Genomic DNA, 20,051 nt, shown 5'->3' with positions numbered 1-20,051 from the left:
TCACCCTCCTATCAACTGACGGACGATCAACACCACGGCCCCGATGGTGGATATCGCGATGGCCGTCCACCGCTGACGCTGCCGATCCAAGTGCCGGTTGACCCACCGCGACAGCGCATATCCGACGATGCACGCCGGGACCAGCATCGCGAACACCACGACGGTGTGGTGGTCGACGGAACCGGTGAGCGCGAGCACCGCGAGCGACAGGGCCGAGCCGACGAGAAAGAACCCGCTCATCGTGCCGCGCAACCGGGCACCGGTGTTGTTCTGCCACACCAGCGCCATCGGCGGCCCACCGATGGAAGTCGCGGTGCCGAGCAGGCCCGAGGTGGCGCCGGCCAGCACCAGATTGCGCCGGTGCGGCGCGGGGATCCAGCCCATACTCGTCAGCGCCACGCCGCCCAGAACCACTGCCGCCAGCGCATACGCCAACACCTGCTTGGGCATCACCATCAGTAGCAGTGCCCCGGCCACGGTGCCGGGAAGCCGTCCCGCCAAGGCCCATCCGGTTCCGGCGAGATCGACATCCTCACGCTCGCGGATCACCACCATGAGCGTCACGATGGTGGCGAGCATGATGAGCGTGCCCGGGATCAACCCGGGATCCACGATCGCCACGATCGGCGCCGCCAGCATGCCCATGCCGAATCCGATGGAGGCCTGCATGCAGGACGCCAGCACGATGGCGGCGGCGACGATCCCGTAGCCGGCGAGGCTCACGCCGATACCGGCACGGCCGGCTCCAACGGGTGGTGGCACTCGGAGATATGGCCGCCGACCTCCGGGTCCGCGGTCGGTGTCGGCGCCTGCGTCGCGCAGATGTCGGTGGCCTTCCAGCATCGCGTCCGGAACCGGCAGCCCGACGGTGGATTCAGCGGCGAGGGCACCTCACCTTTGAGCAGGATCCGGTCCTTGCGCTGGGCCGCATCGAGTTTCGGCGCGGCCGACATCAATGCCGAGGTATACGGATGCCGCGGATTCCGGTAGACATCCTCGGTGCGGCCGCTCTCGATCATGTGGCCCAGGTACATCACGGTGACCCGGTCGGCGACGTGGCGGACGACCGACAGGTCGTGGGAGATGAAGATGTAGGAGATACCCAGTTCCTGCTGCAGGTCATTGAGCAGGTTGAGCACCTGGGCCTGCACCGAGAGGTCGAGCGCCGAGACGGGCTCATCGCAGATGATGACATCGGGGTTGAGCGCCAAGGCCCGGGCGATGCCGATGCGTTGCCGCTGTCCGCCGGAGAACTCCTGCGGGTACTTGCCCGCGGCTTTGGCGCCCAGACCGACCATGTCGAGCAGGCCACGCACCCGCATCTCCCGGTCCTTGCGGTTGGGGTGCAGGGTCCTGTGGGTGCGCCAAGGCTCGGCGATGATGTCGCCCGCGGTCATACGGGAGTTCAGCGACGCATAGGGATCCTGAAACACCATCTGGACACGGCGCCGGAACTTGAGCAGCTCGGCTCCGCCCAGGCGAAACGGGTCAATGCCGTCGAAGGTCACGGTGCCCGAATCCGGGCGCTCGAGCATCATCAGGGTCCGCGCCAAAGTGGACTTGCCGCACCCGGATTCGCCGACCAGCCCGAGCGTTTCACCGCGGCCGAGGTCGAGGTTGATGCCGTCGAGGGCGGCCAGCTGGTTCTTGCCCACGCGGAACGACTTGCGCAGATCACGGACGGTGAGCAGGTTTTCAGACATCTGTTACATCTCCTCGCGAGCGGGCGTCGACCTCGTCGGCGAAGTGGCAGGCGCTGCGCCGTACGTCGCCCTCGAGCACGGGCCTGGTGGTGACGCAGAGGTCGCGGGCCAACGGGCAGCGGTCCTGGTAAACGCAGCCGGCCGGGATCGAGTGCAGGTCGGGCGGGGCACCGCCGATGGACTTGAGCGTCTCGCCGCGGACCGCGCTCACCGGGACGGAGTCGAGCAGCCCCTTCGTATAAGGGTGTCGGGGATTGGCGAAAACCTCTGCCACCGGGCCGGTTTCGACGACCTGGCCGGCGTACATCACCGCGACCTGATCCGCTTCCTCGGCCACCAGCGCCAGATCGTGGGTGATCAGCACGACGGCCATGTCGTATTCACTGCGCAGGCTTTTCAGCAAGGCCATGATCTGCGCCTGCACGGTGACGTCGAGGGCGGTGGTCGGTTCGTCGGCGATCAGCACCCGCGGGTTCAGCGCGACGGCCATCGCGATCAGCAGCCGCTGCCGCATACCGCCGGAGAGCTGGTGCGGGTAGGACTTCATCCGCTCCTCCGGCTGCGGAATACCCACCCGCGCCATCAGTTCCACCGCTCGGTGCTTGGCGTCCTTCGCGTTCATGCCGTGGTGGATGCGGAACGGCTCGGCCAACTGAGTACCGACGGTGTACAGCGGGTTGAGAGCGGTCAGCGCATCCTGGAACACGATGGCCAGTTCCGGACCGGCCAGCTTGCGCCGGGTCTTGCGGTCGGCGGCGAGGATGTCGACGTCGGCCAAGGTCGCGGTACCTTCGACCACCTCGGCGACCGGGTCCAGCAATCCGACCAGCGCGGTGGCGGTCATCGATTTACCGCAACCGGATTCACCCAGCAGGGCAAGGGTCTGGCCGCGGTGCGCCGTGAAGCTGACGTGATCGACGGCGCGTACCGTTCCGGCGATGGTACGGATGTCGACGGTGAGCCCGTCCACCGCGAGTGCGGGGTCGGCGCCGACGGGCACGGACATCGTCGATGGTTCCGCCACACTGCTGCTCAACTGGGAAGTCATCCGAGGGCCCTTCCGGATTTGGTGAAGCGCGACAGGCGTTTCTGCGGGACGGTGAGCCGCCAGCGCTGGCCGGGATCGGTGGCGATCCGGGCCCAGGCGGCCAGGATGGTGGCCGAGACCGTGGTGATGACGATGGCCAGCCCGGGGAAGAACGAGAGCCACCACGCGGTGTGGAGGTAGGTGCGGCCCTGCGAAACCATCAGGCCCCAGCTGACATCCGGCGGCTGGATGCCGATACCCAGGAAGCTGAGCGAGGATTCGGCCAGCATGACGTAGCAGAAGTCCAGTGTGGCCACGGTGAGCAGGGTGGGCAGCACGATCGGCACCACGTGCCGGACGATGATGGACCGTCCACTGGCCCCGAAGGTGCGGGCGGCATCGACGAACACCCGGCTGGACAGTTCGGCCGACTCGGCGCGGGCGGTGCGCAGGTACACCGGAATGCGGGTGATCGCGAGCACCGCAACGATATTGGCCGCACTCGGGGAGAACACGTAGAGCACCACCACGGCCAGCAGCAACGAGGGGAAGCTCATGATGACGTCGGCCACCCGCATCGCCAGCGTTTCCCGCCAGCCGCGGAAGTAGCCGGCCCACATCCCGATCAGCGATCCGACGACCGCCGAGATCACCACGGCGGGGATGGCCACCGACAGCGTGGTGCGGCAGGCGACGATGAGCCGGGCCAGCATGCTGCGGCCCAGGGGGTCGGTGCCGAGTATGTTGACCCAGCCGTGCGCAAGCGTGAACGGCGCCTGGTTCGAATTGTCGAGGTCGATCCGGGTCGCGAGGTTGCCGACCAGCATCGGCCCGAACACCGCGGTGAGGATCACCAGGCCCAGCACCACGACAGCGGCGGCGGCCACCCGGTCATTGGCCAGCAGCCGGAACCACACCGAGCGTCTGCGGGTCGGTTCGGTTTCCGGTTCGCCAACGATAGCGGTGGTGGGTTTGACTGGTACCAGGTCGATTTGAGCGCTCACGAGATGTACCCCTAGACCTTTTCCGGTTCCCGTACGCGTGCATCCAGCAGGGCGTAGCAGGCGTCGATGATGATGTTCAGCACGAAGATGCTCACCGCGGTGAGCAGGACGGCCGCCTGTAGGACGGCGAAGTCACGCTGCAGGATGGCGTCGATCATGAGCTTGCCGATGCCGGGCCAGCCGAAGATGGCCTCGACCACGACCGCCCCGTTGATCAGGCCGACCGCGAGATCTCCTGCGACCGTCAGCGCGGGTGCTGCCGCGTTGCGCAGCGCGTGGTGGCTGACCACTCGCAGATCGCCGGCGCCCTTGCTGCGGGCCAGCCTGATGTAAGGCGCCGAAAGTGCCGAGACCATGGCGCCTCGGACCACCTGGGTTAGTACGCCCAGCGGCCGGATCATCAGGGTGGCGATCGGCAGGATCCAGGACAGCATGCCATCGTCGGTGCCCGAGGTGGGCAGCCATCCCATCAGCACGGAGAACAGCCACACCCCGGTGATGGCGAACCAGAAATCGGGAATGCTGGCGGCGGTCATCGACAGGAGACTGGAGAACCGGTCGGCCAGCGAGTTGGGCCGGTAGGCCGCCCAGCATCCCACGATGACGGCGCCGATGATCGCCAGAAGCATGGTGGTGACGGCCAGCTGCAGCGTTGCCGGGAAGGCGCGCAGTGCCATTGCCGATGCGGATTCACCTGTGCGCAGCGAGGTTCCGAAGTCGAGGTGGATCACTCCCTTGAAGTAGTCGAGCAGCTGGACGACGAGCGGTTGGTCGAATCCGTGCTGATGGGCGAACGCTTCACGCTGGTCGGCGGTGGCGGATTCGGGCAGGTACAAGTTGGTCGGATCACCGGTGAGCCGGGCGAGCAGGAACACGCCGAGCAGCACGATGATCAACGGGATGGCGCTGGTGTACATCCGGCGACGGAGGAAGGGGAACATCGGGCTCAGCTCCTGTCGGTGCGGTCGGTCGCAGCGGGCGTCATCTCCGAAAGCCGCATTTCGTCGCCGGTGGCTGAGTTGGGCGTGTAGTCCACGCGCGGCGACTTGCCGAGAATGCCCTTCATGTGGGCGATATAGGCGAACTGCATGATCTGCTGCGGCTCCTCGGCGAACAGTGTGGCGAACGCATCCTGGCGGGCGTGACCGGTGAGGGCTTCCGCGGCGCGGATCTTGGCATCGAATTCCGTTGTGCCGTAGGCGCTCTGCGGCCCTTCGGACAGCATGTACTGGTCCAGGGTGAACGCGGCGTCACCGGCCTGGTTCCCGTGCATGATCATCAGCAGGTAGGGACCGGTATCTGCCGGGAACGGACGCAGCTGGTACTGCAACTGGCCGGCGGTGTCCATCATCTCGATCTTGACGTTGAGACCGATCTCGGCGAATTCACTCTGCAGCACCTCGATGGTCTCCGAGATCTTCGGGAACTGCGCGGTGCGGCCGATCAGCCGGATCTGGCGGTCCACCGGCACTCCGTCCGCCTTGGCCTCGGCGATCAGCTCCTTGGCCTTGTCGAGGTCGTGCGGCCACAACGGCAGGTGATCGTTGTACCCGACGACACCGGACGGGATGAGCTGCGACGCCGGCTCCCCCAGCCCGCGGAACAGTGCCTTGACGATGCCGGTCCGGTTGACCGAGAAGTTGATGGCCTGCCGGACACGGATGTCGTTGAGCGGCGCCTCCGTTGCCTGCATGCGCAATGCGGTGGTCTCGTTGTTCTGGAAAGGCACCCCCCGATCGCCTGCCCCGTCCTCGGGCCCGAGCGAGGTGGCGATGTCGGCCTCGTCGTTGGTGATCATCGCGGCCCGCACACTGCCCTCGCTGCGCCACTGATACTCGGCGCGGGCGAACGCCGGCTTGGCACCCCAGTAGCGGTCGTTGCGCTTGAGCAGCAGCTTCTGGCCGTACTCCCAGTCCTCGATCGCATACGGCCCGGTGCCGATGGGCTCGCGCACCTTCTCGGTGAGGCTGGTTCCCGACGGCACAATCTCCACGAACGAGATACGTAGCGGCAGAATCGGATCCGGTTTCGGGGTGCCGATCACCACGGTGTTCTCGTCTGGGGCCGTGACGTCGAGCAAGTCGTCACCGAACACGTAGCCGTCGACGTTGCACTGCAGATCGGAGTTCACCGCCCGGTCGATCGAATAGGCAGCGTCCCCGGCGGTGAACGGCGCACCGTCGGAGAAGGCGACCCCTTTGCGGATGTCGAAAGTCCATTGGTCGGGCGCGGTTTGCCGCCAAGCGGTGGCCAGCAGCGGTTGCAGGTCGCCGGTGTCGGGATCACGCTCGATGAGCGGTTCGGTGATGTTGGACCGCACCACGATGCCGGTGGACGTCAGCGAGCTCTCGCACGGCTCCAGAGTCGGCGGCTCCTGGGGGATGACGATCCGTAGGGTGTCGGGGTCGTAGCCGCCGTGCGCGGTGTTGGCGACGGCGCACCCCGCGGTAAAGGTGCAGGCGGCCAGGGCGACTGCCGAAGCGGCGATGGCTCGCCTCATGGATCCTCCAGGGTGTGATGTCCACGTATGTGGATGTCGGTTGTGACCGCAGACACACGCTAAGAACGGCCCGAGACGCTCGTCAACCCACTGAAATCGGCGGAAGCGGTTCGCATCGGGGGTGCGCGCCACATGGCGGGGACGGTGAAAAGGGAGACTGAGCTGCGAATTTGGCGAGTAGGGCAAGCCATCGATACGCCTGCAGCAATGCCGCAGAGACAATTATGCAGCTTGCGTATCAACCCATGCTATTTCCGTGTTGGATGGGTATTTGCAGGCAGGCTTACCGTAGCTGCATCCCGACCGAGGAGTACGTGTGCCCGAATCCGATTCCAGCCGCCGTGTCCTGCAGGTGGGTCCGCTCAAGCCGTCGCTCGCGGAAACGCTGCGGACCAGCTATGACGCCTTCGCGTTGCCCGACGGCCCCGAACGCGCGGCTTTCCTCGCCGAACATGGCGCCGCGATCGCCGCGGTGGTGACCTCGGGCCGCACCGGTGTCGACGCCGAGCTGATGTCCGCACTGCCCAATCTGGGCGCGGTGGTGAACTTCGGGGTCGGCTACGACACCACCGACGTCGAAGCTGCTGCCGCCCGAAACGTCATGGTCAGCAACACCCCGGATGTACTCAGTGACTGCGTGGCCGACACCGCCGTCGGATTGTTGATCGACACCATGCGGCAGTTCTCGGCCGCCGATCGTTACCTACGGGCCGGCCGCTGGATCAGCGACGGCAACTACCCACTGACCCATAAGGTTTCGGGAGCGCGCGTCGGCTTCATCGGGCTGGGCCGGATCGGCCAGGCGATCGCCACCCGGCTCGTCGCATTCGGCTGCCCCATCAGCTACCACAATCGGCGTGAGGTCGCGGGTAGTCCGTACACCTACGTCACGTCGGCCGTCGAGCTCGCCCGGCAGGTCGATGCCCTGATCGTCGCGGCGGCCGGCGGCAGCGGGACGCGGCACCTCGTCGACCGGGATGTGTTGGACGCGCTCGGTCCCGACGGCTACCTGGTGAACATCGCCCGCGGCAGCGTCGTGGACGAACAAGCCCTCGTCGACGCACTCACCGAGGGCCGACTCGCGGGCGCCGGACTCGACGTGTTCACCGACGAACCGAATGCGCCCGAGGCACTGCTGTCGTTGGACAACGTGGTGCTGTTGCCGCACGTCGGGAGTGGCACCGTCGAGACTCGTGCCGCGATGGAGGCCCTCACCCTGGCCAACCTGGACAAGTTCCTGGAGACGGGCGACCTCGTCACTCCGGTGCCCATGCCGACTCCGGCCGGGTCAGGTCAAAGGGCCTAGCGGACGTTACAGCCGGTGCTCATGTTGTGACAGTGCGCGCCGGAACCGCATGAGCCGCAATGGCACCCGCAGGCGATCTTGGCCTGTGGTCTCACCACTGGTTGCGGCGGATAGTAGATGTCCCGATCTCGGTCCCTGTTCGGGCGGTCGCGTCGTGGCATGGTGAGGACCTCCTCGAGGTCAGCGTCGTCTGCACATCAGGCTATGCCCGGATGGACCGTTCAACCGACGAAATCCTCGATGAGATCGTCGGTGGTCCACTCCCGTGGCGGCAGCACGTCGCGCAGTAGTCGCAGCAACGCAGGATTAGTACTGTCCCCACGCCAGACCGCATCCAATTCGACCGGCCGTTCCCGGAATGCGCCGATCGACCGGAACACCACTCCCTCGGGATGCATGGTGGCCGTCGATGCGGGCACCAGGGCGATGCCGATCCCGGAGCGCACCAGTACCAGCATGGTGTGCACCTGGGTGACGTACTGGACGTAGCGCGGTGTGGCGCCGGCGATGGTGAACGTGCTGATCAACAGTTCGTTGAAGTAGCGGGCCTGCACCGGGGAATACATCACCATGTCCTGGCCGTCGAGATCGTTGAGCGTGAGCTGACGGCGCACCTCGACCAGCGGATGCGCGGCCGGCAATGCGGCGATGAGCTGTTCATGCAGCAGCGGCCGGGATACCAGGCCGGGACGTTTGAGCGGTGGCCGCGCCATACCGAGATCCAGTTCGCCCGTCATGAGCGCTTCGATCTGGGCGGCCGTCACCATCTCCCGCAACTCGAGTGTTACGTCGGGCATCTGTTGCCGTGCAGCATCGAACAGCCTGGGCAACACCGGGTGCGCCGACGCCGCGGTGAATCCAATCACCACGGTCCCGAGATCGCCTGCGGGAACACGTTTTACATTGAGTGCCGCCCCCTCGGCCAACTGCAGGATACGGCGGGCATCGGGCAGGAATGCCACGCCCGCGGGCGTCAGCGTGACCGACCGGGTGGTGCGGTCGATCAGACTCACCCCGAGTTCGCTCTCCAACTGCTGAATCTGGCGGCTCAGGGGCGGTTGGGTCATGTGCAGCCGTTCGGCGGCCCGGCCGAAGTGCAGTTCCTCGGCGACGGCGATGAAGCACGACAGCCTCGACAGCGAGAACACCGGTGCAGCCTATCGGCCAATGTCGTGATAAATGCCCGAACCGCATGAATATGCCCGACAGATTACTTAGCTGCGCATTTAATTGCATGACCATCCTGTGACCACCCCGAGGACGCCGCCAAGATTTGCCCGCCTAGTGAGCGACAATTCAGCGACAACCCGGAAAACGTTGCCCGCCTGTTTGTTCAGGACTATTATAGAACATATGTTCGAATTGCTTGATCGGCCGGCGCTCGGTGTATTCACCGACGCCGCGCTGATCGACACCCTCGAACACCACACCCGCGCCGAAGCCATCGAAGCCGCCGCACGCCTGTCCGTCATCGCCGAGGTCGTGGCCCGGCACTGCGACGACGAAGACGACGCCTCCGCCTACCGCGCTATCGACGGCTGGGAAACCGCGGCCGCCGCCATCAGCGCCGCCTGCAACCTCAGCCGCGGCGCCGCCTCCGCCCAGATGCGCATCGCCCAAGCCTTGCGCGAACGCCTCCCCAAAGTCGCCGCAGTCTTCGCCCGCGGCGACATCTCGGCAAAAATCATCTCTACCATCACCTGGCGCACCCAACTCATCAACGACGACGAAGCGCTGCAACTCGTCGACGCCGCCCTGGCCGGCGCCGCAACGACGTATGGTGCCCTGACCGCCACCAAAACCGAACAAGCCATCGATGTCTGGGTGGAGAAGTTCGACCCCGCCGCCGTGCGCAGAACCCGCACCGCCGCCCGCGATCGCGACATCCACTTCGGCGACCCCGACGACCCCAACGGCACCGTCTCGATCTGGGGACGACTGCTGGCCACCGACGCCGCCCTACTCAAAAACCTGCTAACCCACATGGCCCGAGGCGTCTGCGACGACGATCCCCGCACCGTGGGACAGCGCCGCTCCGACGCGCTGGGCGCCATCGGTGCCGGAGCCAACTACCTCACTTGCCAATGCGGCAACCCGGACTGCCAAGCCGCCGGAGTCGACCCCCGCTCCCGCGCCGTCGTCATCCACCTCCTCGCACAAACCCTGCCCGAGCCGGCCGCTGAAACCACAACCGACACCGAGGACGACAACGGTCTCGAGGACCGCGACAGTAGCGAAAACAGAAACGACGCTGCCGACCACTCACTCGGGCATGAAGTCGACGACAACACCGAGCCTGAAACCGCCGTGGAACCACCCAAGGCGACACCCACAAACCCGATGCAACCACCCCGGGACCCGCGCATCCACGATGCACCTCCCCTCGGCGACTACCGCAAAGACCGCACACCCGCCGTAACCGGACCTCCCGCAGTCATCCTCGGCGGCGGAATCGTGCCCGCACCCCTGCTCGCCGAGCTCATAGCCACCGGCGCCGCCGTCAAACCCATCTCCGGGTCCGACGACCTCACCACCGAAACCCGCTACCGACCCTCAGCAAAACTGGCCGCCTTCATCCAAATGCGCGACCTCGTATGTATGTTCCCCGGCTGCGGGGTCTCCGCCACCAACTGCGACCTCGACCACTCCACCCCGTGGCCGGCCGGAGCCACCCACCCCGGCAACCTCGGCCCGAAATGCCGAACCCACCACCTGCTCAAAACTTTTCACACTGGCGAAAACGGCTGGACCGACATCCAACACCCCGACGGCAGCCACACCTGGACCTCACCCACCGGCCACACCTACCACACCACACCCTTCAGCCAAATCCTGTTCCCCGACTGGGCCACCCACAGTCCAGCCCCACCCACAGCATCCACACCAACCACAACCACCACCGACCGGCACCTCAAAATGCCGCTCCGCCAACAAACCCGCCAACAAACCCGCACCCAACGCATCAATACCGAACGCAGACTCAACACCGAACTCGACAAGCCTCCGCCCTTTTAGGCGGGCTCGTGTCCGATTCCGGCAGCCCGGACCTGTTGCCGCCAATACGACGGCGGCGATGAGCAGAGTGGGAACGTCACCTCACAGATGCCCCAAGTGATGGCCGTCCCCGAACGACTGCACAGCCATGATCGCCGCGTGCACGACGCTGGAGACCACGAGGGCGATCTGGAGTAGGCGGTAGCTGCGTGAAGGTTCCAATGGCGCGCTCCCGGATGGTTGGATCTCCAGGATCGCACTACCAGCGCGGGCTGACGGCCTCGAATGACGGATCGACCGTGCGCATGTAGCCGGTGTCGTCGCGGTCGGTGATCCCGCAGCGCACGTACTGCTCGTGCAGCGCAGCCAACGCGTCGTCGTCGATCTGCACGCCGAGTCCGGGGCCGGTCGGCACCGGCACCGATCCGGCGCGGAATTCGAGAGCGCCGGGTCGCACCACGTCTTCGGTCTTCCACGGCCAGTGGGTGTCACAGGCGTAGGTGAGATTCGGCGTGGCGCCGGCCAGATGCACCATCGCGGCCAGGCTGATGCCCAGATGCGAATTGGAGTGCATGGACAACCCCAGCCCGAAGGTGTCGCAGATGCCGGCCAGCAGCCGGGAGCGCTGCAGCCCGCCCCAGTAGTGGTGATCGGAAAGCACCACGCGCACCGAGCCTTTCGCCACGGCAGGCGCGAGCTGGTCGAACGCCACCACGCACATGTTGGTGGCCAACGGCATCGACGCCTGTGCAGCCACGTCGGCCATACCGTCCAACCCCGGAGTCGGATCCTCCAGGTACTCCACCACCCCGGACAGTCGCGCTGCCACCTTCAACGACGTCTCGGGAGTCCAAGCGGCATTCGGATCCAGCCGCAGCGGATGGTCGGGGAACGCGGCCCGCAGTGCCTCGATCGCGGCGGCCTCTTCCTCCGGCCGGAACACTCCGCCCTTGAGCTTGATAGCGGTGAAACCGTATTCGTCCACGATGCGGCGAGCCTGGGCCACGATGCCGTCCGGGTCGAGCGCCTCGCCCCAGCCGTCGGGCCCAGCACCGGGGTGACCGGCCCACTTGTAGAACAGATAGGCGCTGAACGGCACCGCATCACGCACCGCACCGCCGAGCAGATCCGACACCGGCCGGCCGGTGGCCTGGCCCGCGACGTCGAGGCACGCCACCTCGAACGGCGAGAACACCTGGTCGACCGCACTGGCGGTGGTGATCATGCCGGCGGTCCCGACCGCTGCGGTGTCACCTTGCAGTACCCGGGCAATGGCCGCACGAATAGCGTTGAGCGCAAACACATCCTGCCCGACTATCGCATCGGCGGCGGCGCGGAGGCGCTCCAGGTGCCGGGTGTCGGCGTACGTCTCGCCGAGTCCGGTCAGGCCCGCATCGGTGTCCAGTTGAATGATCGCCCGCAGCGCGAACGGCTGGTGCACGCCGACGGTGTTGAGCAACGGCGGGTCGGCGAACGCGACCGGCGTGATGCGCGCGCCGGTGATGCGGACCGCCGGCATCAGTGCACCAGGGCGTCGGCCAGCACCGCGCGACCGGCCGCCAGGATGCGTTGCAGCTCAGCGATATCGTCGGGCGTGGCATCGACCAACGGGGGGCGTACCGGCCCGGCGGGAATCCCCTCCATGGTGACCCCGGCCTTGATCAACGAGACCGCGTAGCCGGGAACGGTGTCCCGCAGGCGCACCAGCGGATGGAAGAACTCGCGCGTCAGGGCCGCGATCAACGGCGCGTTGCCGGTCTCCAGAGCTTGATAGAAGGCGAGTGCGACGTCGGGCGCGAATGCGAAAGTGGCCGACGAGTACAGCGTGACGCCGATTGCGCGGTAAGCCTGCTGCGACACCTCGGCGGTGGGCAACCCGTTGAAGAACTGGAACGGCTTGCCCAACGGCTCCAACGCATCGGTGACCACGCGCACGATACGCGACACTTGATCGAGATCGCCTGTGCCGTCCTTGAATCCGACGACGTTGGGCAGCTGGGCGACCTCGACGGCCGACACCTCGGTGTAGCGGGCGTTGTTGCGGTTGTAGACCACGACGGGAAGGTCGGTGACCGCGCTGACCTCACGGGTGTAGGCCACGAGTCCGGCCTGTGGCATCTCGACCAGGTACGGCGGCAGCAGCAACAGTCCGTCGGCGCCTGCTTCGGCGGCCACCTGGGCGAAGGCCTTGGCCGCTGCGATCGAGCCGCCCGCTCCGGCGTACACCGGGACCCGGCCGCCGACGGTCTCGACGGCGGTACGCACCACGGTGCGCATTTCCTCGGGGTCCAGGGCATGGAATTCTCCAGTGCCGCAGCCGATGAACACGCCACCGGGTCCGGCGTCGACGCCCTTGGCTACGTGCTGCGCGAGCAGGTCCACATCGACCTCACCGGCAACGGTGAGTGGGGTTACCGGGAAGAACAGGACACCGTCAAGCATGTGTACTCCTTGATTGGATCAGGTCAGTCTTGGGTGAGATTGCCGTCGATACGGCGCCACAGGCCGTCCGGGTTTCCGTCGGCAATGGCACTGGGCAGCAGGGATTTCGGGGCGTCCTGGTAGCACACCGGCCGCAGGAATCGCTCGATGGCACGCGCCCCCACCGAGGTGGTGCGCGAATCCGAAGTGGAGGGGAACGGCCCGCCGTGCACCATGGCATGGCCGACCTCGACGCCGGTGGGCCAGCCGTTGAACAGGATTCGTCCCGCCTTGAGCTCGAGGACGTCCAGCAGTTCACCTGCCTGACCGTGGTCGGACTCGTCGGCGTGGATGGTGGCGGTCAGCTGGCCCTCCAGGCTGTCGGCGAGCCGCAGCATCTCGGCGGCGTCCAAGCACCTGACGACAACGCCGGAGGCGCCGAACACCTCGGACCGCAACGCCGCCGAGCCCAGGAAGGTGGGAGCGTCCGTGGCGAACAGTGCGGCACGGCACGGTGCCGCCGGGGCGTCGGCCTCCGAGCCGCGGGCGATCAGCGCCGCCTCGGCCTCCAGCGCCGCAACTCCACCGCGGAAGTTGTCGGCGATGCCCGTGGTCAGCATCACGGTCGGGGTACTGGCCGTGACCGCTTCGCGTGCCGCGGCGACGAAGGTTTCCAGCTCGGGCCCATCGACCCCGATGACCAGACCGGGGTTGGTGCAGAACTGTCCGGAGCCCAGCGTCAGCGATCCGACGAAGTCCCGGGCCAACTCGGCACCGCGGTCAGCCAGTGCACCGCCGAGTAGGAACACCGGGTTGACGGCACTCATCTCGGCATACACCGGGATCGGCTCGGGACGAGCTGAAGCGGCTGCGACCAATGCCATGCCGCCTGCACGGGAACCGGTGAATCCGACCGCCTTGATCCGGGGATCGGCGACCAGCGCGGTGCCCAGTTCCGGGCCGAAGCCGTACAGCAGGGAGAAGATCCCGGCCGGCAGCCCGGACGACGCGACGGCCTCGGTGATGGCACGCCCGACGAGTTCGGAGGTGCCGGGGTGGGCATCGTGGGCCTTGACCACGACGGGACAACCGGCAGCCAGCGCGGATGCGGTATCGCCGCCGGCCACCGAGAAGGCCAGCGGGAAGTTACTGGCACCGAACACCGCGACGGGGCCGAGTGGCACGCTGCGCTGACGGATGTCGGGTCGTGGCAGTGGGGTGCGGTCCGGCTGCGCGGGGTCGATCCGGGCCTGGTTCCAGCTGCCCTCGCGCAGTACTGCGGCGAACAACCGCAGTTGGCCGGCGGTACGCCCGACCTCGCCGGTCAGCCGCGGCCGGGGCAGGCCGGTCTCGAGATGTGCCCGGTCCACCAGGGCGTCACCGAGCGACTCGAGGTTGGTCGCGATCGCCTCCAGGAACTGTGCCCGTGTCTCGATCGGGGCCGACCGGTACGGCGAGAAGGCGTCGGCGGCGGCGGCGCAAGCGTCCTCGACATGGGAGCGGTCGCCGTATGCATACGCGGGTTCGATGGGGCTGCCGGTTTGCGGGTCGATGCCCCGAATCTCGTTACCGGCGCCGCGTACCGGTGCGCCCGCGATCAACATCTGCCCGGTTAGGTCTGTTGTCTGCACCGTGGTTGCCATACTGGCACCGTACGGTCATCGATAAATACATGTCCAAGTCAAGTTTGCGGCACACTGATGCACTATCGGTATCAGTTGGGCCGACATGGATCTCCAACACAGGGCGCCCCAAGCGATCGCGGTTTACACCGTTATCATTTGTCGACGTCTCCATAGGCGCACGAATCACGTCGGAGGTGACGATGACTAGCCAACCGGACCCGGCAAGCTGCTCGGCGGAAGAGAGCCGTGTCGGTGACATCGGCCTGGTGACAGTGACCGGAACGGTCGACATGCTCACCGCACCGAAACTCGAAGAGGCAATCAACTCGGCCGTCAAGAGCTCGCCGGCGGCCGTGGTTGTCGACTTGAGCGCGGTGGAGTTCCTGGCGTCGGCCGGAATGGGTGTGCTGGTGGCGGCACGGGAACAGCTGGGCGACGCGGCGCGGTTCGCGGTGGTCGCCGACGGACCGGCGACCAGCCGGCCGCTCAAGCTGGTGGGGATCACCGAAATCGTCGAGTTGTTTGCGACACTCGACGAGGCATTGGCCGCACTGAAGACATAACACCGGCGACGACGGGGTAGCCAACGGGTCGACATGACGAACGCAGGCCAGTCAGCTCACTTCACGAAGCATGTCACCGCTGCCCCCGAAGAGGCGGCGCAGATGCGCCGTGAGTTCACCAGTTGGCTGAGCACGCACCTCACCCTCGACTCGACCAAGGCCAGCGATGTCGTGCTGGCCGTGAACGAAGCATTGGCAAACGCCGCGGAGTTCGCCTACGTGGATGCCCCGGCGCCCGGGGTGATGCACCTGAGCGCCGATTACGACAGCGACGCAGCGGTACTGACGGTCACCGTCACCGATGAGGGCGCGTGGCGGATCGCCCAGACCGACCACAAGAACCCGGCCCGTGGCCGTGGGATCCCGCTGATGCGGGCACTCACGGACCGGGCCGTCATCGACTCGAACCACGCGGGCACCGAAGTCCGCCTGCAGTGGGACCACATCGATCAGAACTGCGGGAGCCGCACCACCTGAACGAAGAACTCGTCGATCTGACGGACCGCACTCATGAACTGGTCCAGGTCAACGGGTTTGGTGACGTAGGCATTGGCGTGCAGCTTGTAGCTGCGCAGGATGTCCTCTTCGGCCGACGAGGTGGTCAGCACCACGATCGGAATGTGGCACAGGTCATCGTCCGACTTGATCTTCTCCAGCAGCTGCCTGCCGTCGTACTTCGGCAGGTTGAGGTCGAGCAGGATCAGGTCCGGCCGCGGCGCACCTTCGAAGGCGCCGCGCCGGTACAGAAAGTCCAGGCCTTCCTCACCGTCCCGGGCCACGTGCAAGTTGTTCTTGATCTTGTTGTGTTCGAACGCTTCCCGGGTGATGAGCTCGTCACCGGGATCGTCCTCGACCAACAGGATGTCAATCGCTCGGCTCTCCGATGAGGTCATTCAGACATTCCTTCCAACTGCGCTTCTGGGACACCGTTGGGCACGGTGCTGGGGGTGGCGGGCAGGGTGAAGATGAACCGGGTACCGCTGGTATAGGTCGTGTCGATCCAGATCGAACCGCCGTGGTGTTCGACGATCTTCTTGCACAACGCCAAGCCGATACCCGTTCCGCTGAAGGCATCGCGACCGTGCAAGCGCTGAAATATGACGAAAACCTTGTCCACGAACTCCTCGCCGATCCCGATGCCGTTGTCCGAGACGCTGAATACCCAGTTGTCGGCCAGTTCATCCGTCCCGTCCCGGCAGTCGATCACGATGCGGGGCGCCACACCGTCACGGCGGAACTTCACGGCATTGCCGATCAGGTTCTGCCACACCATCGCCATCAGCGTGGGATCTCCGTCGATGGAAGGCAACGGTTCATCGGGCCGCTGGATCTCGGCACCCGATTCGGCGATCGCGGTGGACAGGTTGTTCAGCGCGACGTCGAGTGCACCATTGAGGTCCACCTCGGTGTGAGTGGCGTTGAGCCGCCCCACCCGGGAGAAGGTCAGCAGGTCGTTGATCAGTACCTGCATGCGCTTGGCGCCGTCGACCGCGAAGCCGATGTACTCGATACCGCGCTCGTCGAGTTTGTCGCCGTAGCGTCTCTCCAGCAGCTGGCAGAACGAGGCGACCTTCCGCAGCGGCTCCTGAAGGTCGTGCGATGCCACGTAGGCGAACTGCTCGAGCTCGGCGTTGGAGCGGCGTAGCTCCTCGGCCTGCTGGTCGAGAGCCGCCTCGGCCGATCGCGATGCGTCGAGTTCCTCGACGACGCGTTGGCGCATGTCCTCGACATCGGTGGCGATAGCCCGAATGTCCTTGGGCCCCTTAGGAACGATTCGTTCGGCGAAGTTGCCCTCTGTGATCTTGCGGCACGATGCCGCGAGGGTGGCCAGCGGGCGGGTGACGGCACTACGCACCAGAACCGTCATCAACACCGCCATGGCGAAGAAGGCCACGATCATCGCCATCACCACGCCATCGCGCCACCTCCGAACGTCGGCCAGTGCGTCGACAACACCCTGCCTGGCCTGGCTGAGATGGGCATTCTGTACGTCGAAAAGCTCACGCAGACGGTTGAACTCGTCTTTGTCGCGATCCGCGGTTCCGGCGTCGAGGATCGCCGGCCGGCGCACCGTGACGCTGTCGATGAGAGGTTCGACGTAGGTGGATCGCCATGCCGCGGCGGCGTTCTCGATCGCGTCAAGGTCGGACAACAGACCGGTGTGCCCGGCCAGAGAGCTGCGGAGCTCTTCGGCCGCAGCCGCTTCGGCACGCCGGCCGGCACGATAGGGCTCGAGGAACCGGGGGTCTGCGGCGATCGCATAGCCGCGAACGGCCGTCTCTTGGTCGCGCAGCGCCCCTTGAAGCTGATAGGCGGCCACCCGGGCCGGTTGCACGTCGTCGATCAGCTCACGGGTCACCGCGTCAGTCCGGCCCACCAGGGCGATGCCGGCGATCGCGCCGGTCAGCACGATCACGCACATCACCGACACCAGCAGGTTCTGCCAGCCTTGGACCGTGAGCTTCATCCCGCGGACCGCTCCACCCTGATCAGCGCGATGTCGTCGCTCAGACCACCGTGCGGACGCGCTCGGGATTCCACGTCGTCGATGAGTGCGGCGACGAAGTCGCGCCCCGGCAGGGCCGCAACGGAGTTGGCCAGCTGGAGCAGGCCCTCTTCGCCCAGGCGCTCGCCACCGTGCCCCGCATACCCCTCGAACAAGCCATCGGTGAGCAGGAGCAACCCGTGTCCTTCGGGCAAATCCAGTCTGTTGACCGGCCACTCGGAGGCCCCCAGGCCGAGCGCGGCGCCCGCGGTGGGCTCGATCCAGCGCACCGCATTGTCACCGTGTACCAGCAGACCCGGATGCCCGGCGCGGACCACGTCGAACTGCCCACTGTCGGGGTCGAGCGCCACGCTGAGCAGGGTCGCGAAGATGCCCGGTCCATGACGTTCGGTGGTCAGGATGCGATCCAGCTGACGCATCCGCTCGTTTCCCCGCAGGCCGGCGAATGTCAGTGCACGCCAACCGATCCGCAGCGCCACTCCGAGCGCGGCCTCGTCGGGACCGTGACCCGCGACATCGCCCATCATCACGTGCACGGTCCGATCGGGTGTCTGCACGATGTCGTAGAAATCCCCGCCGAGCAGCGCTTCCCGCCGACTCGGCAGCGACTTGGTGACGATCTCGACACCCGGATCGTCCAACAGCAGCGGGGACGGAAGCAGACCGCGCTCCAGGCGCGCGTTCTCCCGTTCACGCAGCTTGCTGGCATGCAGGTCCACCGCCGTCAGCTCGGCGCGTTTGCGCTCGATGGAATAGACCACCGCACGCCGCAGCATCTCCGGCTCGACCCGCCCCTTGACGAGGTAGTCCTGTGCGCCCGAAGCGACCGCGGAAACGCCGAAATGCTCGTCGTTCAAACCGGTGAGCACGATCACCGGAACAGCGGGATCCAGCCGGCCCAACCGGTGCAGCGCATCAATGCCTTGGGCGTCGGGAAGATTCAGGTCGAGCAGGACGCAGTCGGGGTGATCGTCGATCAACGCGCGCTCGGCAGCCGCCATGGACTGCACCCACACCAGGTCGATATCGGCAGTGTCGGCTACGTCGGCGATCTGTTCTTCGACCAGCAGCGCGTCACCGCGGTCGTCCTCGACCAGCAACAAAGACAAGCGTCGCCCCAACGCCGGGCCGGCGAGGGTGGCAGAGGGATACGGTTGCTCCGCGCGCATGGGATCACGTCCTTCACTCAACTGAAGCCACCCCGGTCGCGCTGACCCTCTGCTTTAGTGACGACGTCCTTGAGACTACCTATGCGTACGCGTCAATACTCCCGCGACCGATCAATCCAGCACTGGTCCCGAAAGCCAACGGCCTACCGGGCGTCACGCACCCGGGTCTTGTACAGACTCGCGACGGTGGTGACGGCCAGGGTCACGACGATCACGCCGAGGCTGGCCAGCGTCGGGATCTCCGGAACGTGCACCGGTTCGCCACCGTTGATGAACGGCAACTCGTTCTCGTGCAACGCGTGCAGCACCAACTTCACACCGATGAAGGCCAGGATGAACGCCAGCCCCTGCGACAGGTAGACGAGCCGCTTGAGCAGGTCTCCCAGCAGGAAGTAGAGCTGACGCAGACCCATCAGCGCGAACACGTTGGCGGTGAACACCAGGTACGGCTCCTGGGTCAGCCCGTAGATCGCGGGGATCGAGTCCAGCGCGAACAGCAGGTCGGTGGTGCCCAGAGCCACGATCACCAGGAACATCGGCGTCATCAGCCGCGTGCCGTTCTCGTGAATCCACAGCTTCAGGCCATCCCATTTGTCGGTGGTGCGCAGGTGCTTGCGGGCGAAGCGCACCACCCCGTTGTCGCCGTCGTCGTCGTGGTCGGTATCGCGAACCAGGTTGATCGCCGTGTAGACCAGGAAGGCGCCGAAGATGTAGAAGACCCAGGAGAACTGGTTGATGGCCACCGCGCCCAGTGCGATGAAGATGCCGCGGAAGATCAGCGCCAGGATGATGCCGACCAGCAGGGCCTGCTGCTGGTAAACCCTGGGCACCTTGAAGCTGGCCATGATGATCAAGAAGATGAACAGGTTGTCCACCGAGAGTGAATATTCGGTGAGCCAGCCGGCAAAGAACTCCAGCCCGAACTGGCTGCCGTGGAACATCCACACGAACACGCCGAACGCGACGGCCAGGCCGATGTAGACCGATAGTGCGGTCGCGGTCTCGCGGGTGCTGGGTTCGTGCGGGCGCCGCCCGATCACGACGACGTCGAACAGCAGAACGGCGATCGTCACCGCCAGGGTGATGATCCATTCCAGCTGGCTTACCTGCATCGAGAATCCTCCGGTCGTCACAACGCCGGAGGTCTCTTCCACCGGAAACACGCACCGGCCCGCGACACCGATCGATCGATTGACGACCGACGTGATGACGACGTCGCAGCGAAGGAATACT

At 66.1% G+C, this 20,051-nt stretch carries 18 protein-coding genes and 1 pseudogene; 4 read left to right on the top strand and 15 right to left on the bottom strand.

Annotated elements, in window-relative coordinates; all coding sequences use genetic code 11:
• Genes E0T84_RS01640 through E0T84_RS01615 form a run of 6 tightly spaced genes read right to left on the bottom strand, consistent with a single transcriptional unit; the run spans position 1 to position 6,234 of the window.
• A complete protein-coding gene (locus E0T84_RS01640; protein ID WP_138743565.1) occupies positions 1–723 on the bottom strand; it encodes a sulfite exporter TauE/SafE family protein in 723 nt (240 codons plus the stop codon).
• Entirely contained in the window at positions 720–1,703 is a 984-nt protein-coding gene (locus E0T84_RS01635; RefSeq protein WP_138743564.1) for an ABC transporter ATP-binding protein, read from the bottom strand. The genes E0T84_RS01640 and E0T84_RS01635 overlap by 4 nt, the downstream gene beginning before the upstream one ends.
• Positions 1,696–2,709, bottom strand: coding sequence for an ABC transporter ATP-binding protein (locus E0T84_RS01630; RefSeq protein WP_138743674.1), 1,014 nt, complete (start codon positions 2,707–2,709; stop codon positions 1,696–1,698). The genes E0T84_RS01635 and E0T84_RS01630 overlap by 8 nt, the downstream gene beginning before the upstream one ends.
• A 38-nt stretch (positions 2,710–2,747) precedes the next feature.
• A complete protein-coding gene (locus tag E0T84_RS01625; protein ID WP_138743563.1) occupies positions 2,748–3,734 on the bottom strand; it encodes an ABC transporter permease in 987 nt (328 codons plus the stop codon).
• Positions 3,735–3,745: 11 nt separating this feature from the next.
• Entirely contained in the window at positions 3,746–4,675 is a 930-nt protein-coding gene (locus tag E0T84_RS01620) for an ABC transporter permease (protein ID WP_138743562.1), read from the bottom strand.
• 5 nt (positions 4,676–4,680) lie between these two features.
• The gene (locus E0T84_RS01615) at positions 4,681–6,234 is read right to left on the bottom strand and encodes an ABC transporter substrate-binding protein (RefSeq protein ID WP_138743561.1); all 1,554 of its coding nucleotides are present in this window, start codon (positions 6,232–6,234) and stop codon (positions 4,681–4,683) included.
• Between the two features lie 316 nt (positions 6,235–6,550).
• Here E0T84_RS01615 and E0T84_RS01610 point away from each other — a divergent pair, with 316 nt between their 5' ends.
• Positions 6,551–7,540: a 2-hydroxyacid dehydrogenase gene (locus E0T84_RS01610; RefSeq protein WP_138743560.1), complete on the top strand. Its 990-nt coding sequence runs from the start codon at positions 6,551–6,553 to the stop codon at positions 7,538–7,540.
• 221 nt (positions 7,541–7,761) lie between these two features.
• Here E0T84_RS01610 and E0T84_RS01600 read toward each other — a convergent pair whose 3' ends face one another.
• Positions 7,762–8,688, bottom strand: a complete 927-nt coding sequence (locus tag E0T84_RS01600; RefSeq protein WP_070943855.1) for a LysR substrate-binding domain-containing protein — start codon at positions 8,686–8,688, stop codon at positions 7,762–7,764.
• A gap of 205 nt (positions 8,689–8,893) precedes the next feature.
• Here E0T84_RS01600 and E0T84_RS01595 point away from each other — a divergent pair, with 205 nt between their 5' ends.
• The gene (locus tag E0T84_RS01595; RefSeq protein WP_138743559.1) at positions 8,894–10,555 is read left to right on the top strand and encodes an HNH endonuclease signature motif containing protein; all 1,662 of its coding nucleotides are present in this window, start codon (positions 8,894–8,896) and stop codon (positions 10,553–10,555) included.
• Between the two features lie 84 nt (positions 10,556–10,639).
• Here E0T84_RS01595 and E0T84_RS32655 read toward each other — a convergent pair.
• The 4 genes and pseudogenes from E0T84_RS32655 to E0T84_RS01580 all read right to left on the bottom strand — a co-directional run.
• Positions 10,640–10,714, bottom strand: a pseudogene (locus tag E0T84_RS32655) (DUF6632 domain-containing protein); the annotation flags it as partial.
• A 79-nt stretch (positions 10,715–10,793) separates the two neighbouring features.
• On the bottom strand, positions 10,794–12,053 hold the full coding sequence (locus tag E0T84_RS01590; RefSeq protein WP_138743558.1) for a glucarate dehydratase family protein: 1,260 nt from the start codon (positions 12,051–12,053) through the stop codon (positions 10,794–10,796).
• A complete protein-coding gene (locus tag E0T84_RS01585; protein WP_138743557.1) occupies positions 12,053–12,976 on the bottom strand; it encodes a 5-dehydro-4-deoxyglucarate dehydratase in 924 nt (307 codons plus the stop codon). Before E0T84_RS01585 ends, E0T84_RS01590 begins: the two co-directional genes overlap by 1 nt.
• A gap of 23 nt (positions 12,977–12,999) precedes the next feature.
• Positions 13,000–14,598: an aldehyde dehydrogenase (NADP(+)) gene (locus E0T84_RS01580; protein WP_138743556.1), complete on the bottom strand. Its 1,599-nt coding sequence runs from the start codon at positions 14,596–14,598 to the stop codon at positions 13,000–13,002.
• Between the two features lie 182 nt (positions 14,599–14,780).
• Here E0T84_RS01580 and E0T84_RS01575 point away from each other — a divergent pair, with 182 nt between their 5' ends.
• Together E0T84_RS01575 and E0T84_RS01570 are read left to right on the top strand one after the other, a co-directional pair.
• Positions 14,781–15,143, top strand: coding sequence for an STAS domain-containing protein (locus tag E0T84_RS01575; RefSeq protein WP_138743555.1), 363 nt, complete (start codon positions 14,781–14,783; stop codon positions 15,141–15,143).
• Between the two features lie 33 nt (positions 15,144–15,176).
• The gene (locus E0T84_RS01570) at positions 15,177–15,620 is read left to right on the top strand and encodes an ATP-binding protein (protein WP_070943850.1); all 444 of its coding nucleotides are present in this window, start codon (positions 15,177–15,179) and stop codon (positions 15,618–15,620) included.
• Here E0T84_RS01570 and E0T84_RS01565 read toward each other — a convergent pair.
• The 4 genes from E0T84_RS01565 to E0T84_RS01550 form a co-directional block, all read right to left on the bottom strand.
• Entirely contained in the window at positions 15,593–16,036 is a 444-nt protein-coding gene (locus tag E0T84_RS01565; protein ID WP_070943849.1) for a response regulator, read from the bottom strand. The genes E0T84_RS01570 and E0T84_RS01565 overlap by 28 nt on opposite strands.
• On the bottom strand, positions 16,033–17,610 hold the full coding sequence (locus E0T84_RS01560; protein ID WP_138743554.1) for a CHASE3 domain-containing protein: 1,578 nt from the start codon (positions 17,608–17,610) through the stop codon (positions 16,033–16,035). Before E0T84_RS01560 ends, E0T84_RS01565 begins: the two co-directional genes overlap by 4 nt.
• Positions 17,607–18,818, bottom strand: coding sequence for a PP2C family protein-serine/threonine phosphatase (locus tag E0T84_RS01555; RefSeq protein ID WP_138743553.1), 1,212 nt, complete (start codon positions 18,816–18,818; stop codon positions 17,607–17,609). Before E0T84_RS01555 ends, E0T84_RS01560 begins: the two co-directional genes overlap by 4 nt.
• 143 nt (positions 18,819–18,961) lie before the next feature.
• Positions 18,962–19,930: a TerC family protein gene (locus tag E0T84_RS01550; RefSeq protein ID WP_070185954.1), complete on the bottom strand. Its 969-nt coding sequence runs from the start codon at positions 19,928–19,930 to the stop codon at positions 18,962–18,964.
• Between the last annotated feature and the right edge of the window lie 121 nt (positions 19,931–20,051).

The sequence above is a fragment of the Mycobacterium sp. DBP42 genome, assembly GCF_005924235.1.
Taxonomy (GTDB): domain Bacteria; phylum Actinomycetota; class Actinomycetes; order Mycobacteriales; family Mycobacteriaceae; genus Mycobacterium; species Mycobacterium syngnathidarum.
The sequence above is the reverse complement of the archived record's forward strand: the minus strand, read 5'-3'. Positions and strand labels throughout refer to the sequence as shown.

Coding starts and splice junctions, on each gene's coding strand:
- E0T84_RS01635 (WP_138743564.1), bottom strand. CDS start 1,703: ATGTCTGAAAACCTGCTCACCGTCCGTGATCTGCGCAAGTCGTTCCGC.
- E0T84_RS01630 (WP_138743674.1), bottom strand. CDS start 2,709: ATGTCCGTGCCCGTCGGCGCCGACCCCGCACTCGCGGTGGACGGGCTC.
- E0T84_RS01620 (WP_138743562.1), bottom strand. CDS start 4,675: ATGTTCCCCTTCCTCCGTCGCCGGATGTACACCAGCGCCATCCCGTTG.
- E0T84_RS01615 (WP_138743561.1), bottom strand. CDS start 6,234: ATGAGGCGAGCCATCGCCGCTTCGGCAGTCGCCCTGGCCGCCTGCACC.
- E0T84_RS01595 (WP_138743559.1), top strand. CDS start 8,894: ATGTTCGAATTGCTTGATCGGCCGGCGCTCGGTGTATTCACCGACGCC.
- E0T84_RS01590 (WP_138743558.1), bottom strand. CDS start 12,053: ATGCCGGCGGTCCGCATCACCGGCGCGCGCATCACGCCGGTCGCGTTC.
- E0T84_RS01585 (WP_138743557.1), bottom strand. CDS start 12,976: ATGCTTGACGGTGTCCTGTTCTTCCCGGTAACCCCACTCACCGTTGCC.
- E0T84_RS01580 (WP_138743556.1), bottom strand. CDS start 14,598: ATGGCAACCACGGTGCAGACAACAGACCTAACCGGGCAGATGTTGATC.
- E0T84_RS01575 (WP_138743555.1), top strand. CDS start 14,781: ATGACTAGCCAACCGGACCCGGCAAGCTGCTCGGCGGAAGAGAGCCGT.
- E0T84_RS01570 (WP_070943850.1), top strand. CDS start 15,177: ATGACGAACGCAGGCCAGTCAGCTCACTTCACGAAGCATGTCACCGCT.
- E0T84_RS01565 (WP_070943849.1), bottom strand. CDS start 16,036: ATGACCTCATCGGAGAGCCGAGCGATTGACATCCTGTTGGTCGAGGAC.
- E0T84_RS01560 (WP_138743554.1), bottom strand. CDS start 17,610: ATGAAGCTCACGGTCCAAGGCTGGCAGAACCTGCTGGTGTCGGTGATG.
- E0T84_RS01555 (WP_138743553.1), bottom strand. CDS start 18,818: ATGCGCGCGGAGCAACCGTATCCCTCTGCCACCCTCGCCGGCCCGGCG.
- E0T84_RS01550 (WP_070185954.1), bottom strand. CDS start 19,930: ATGCAGGTAAGCCAGCTGGAATGGATCATCACCCTGGCGGTGACGATC.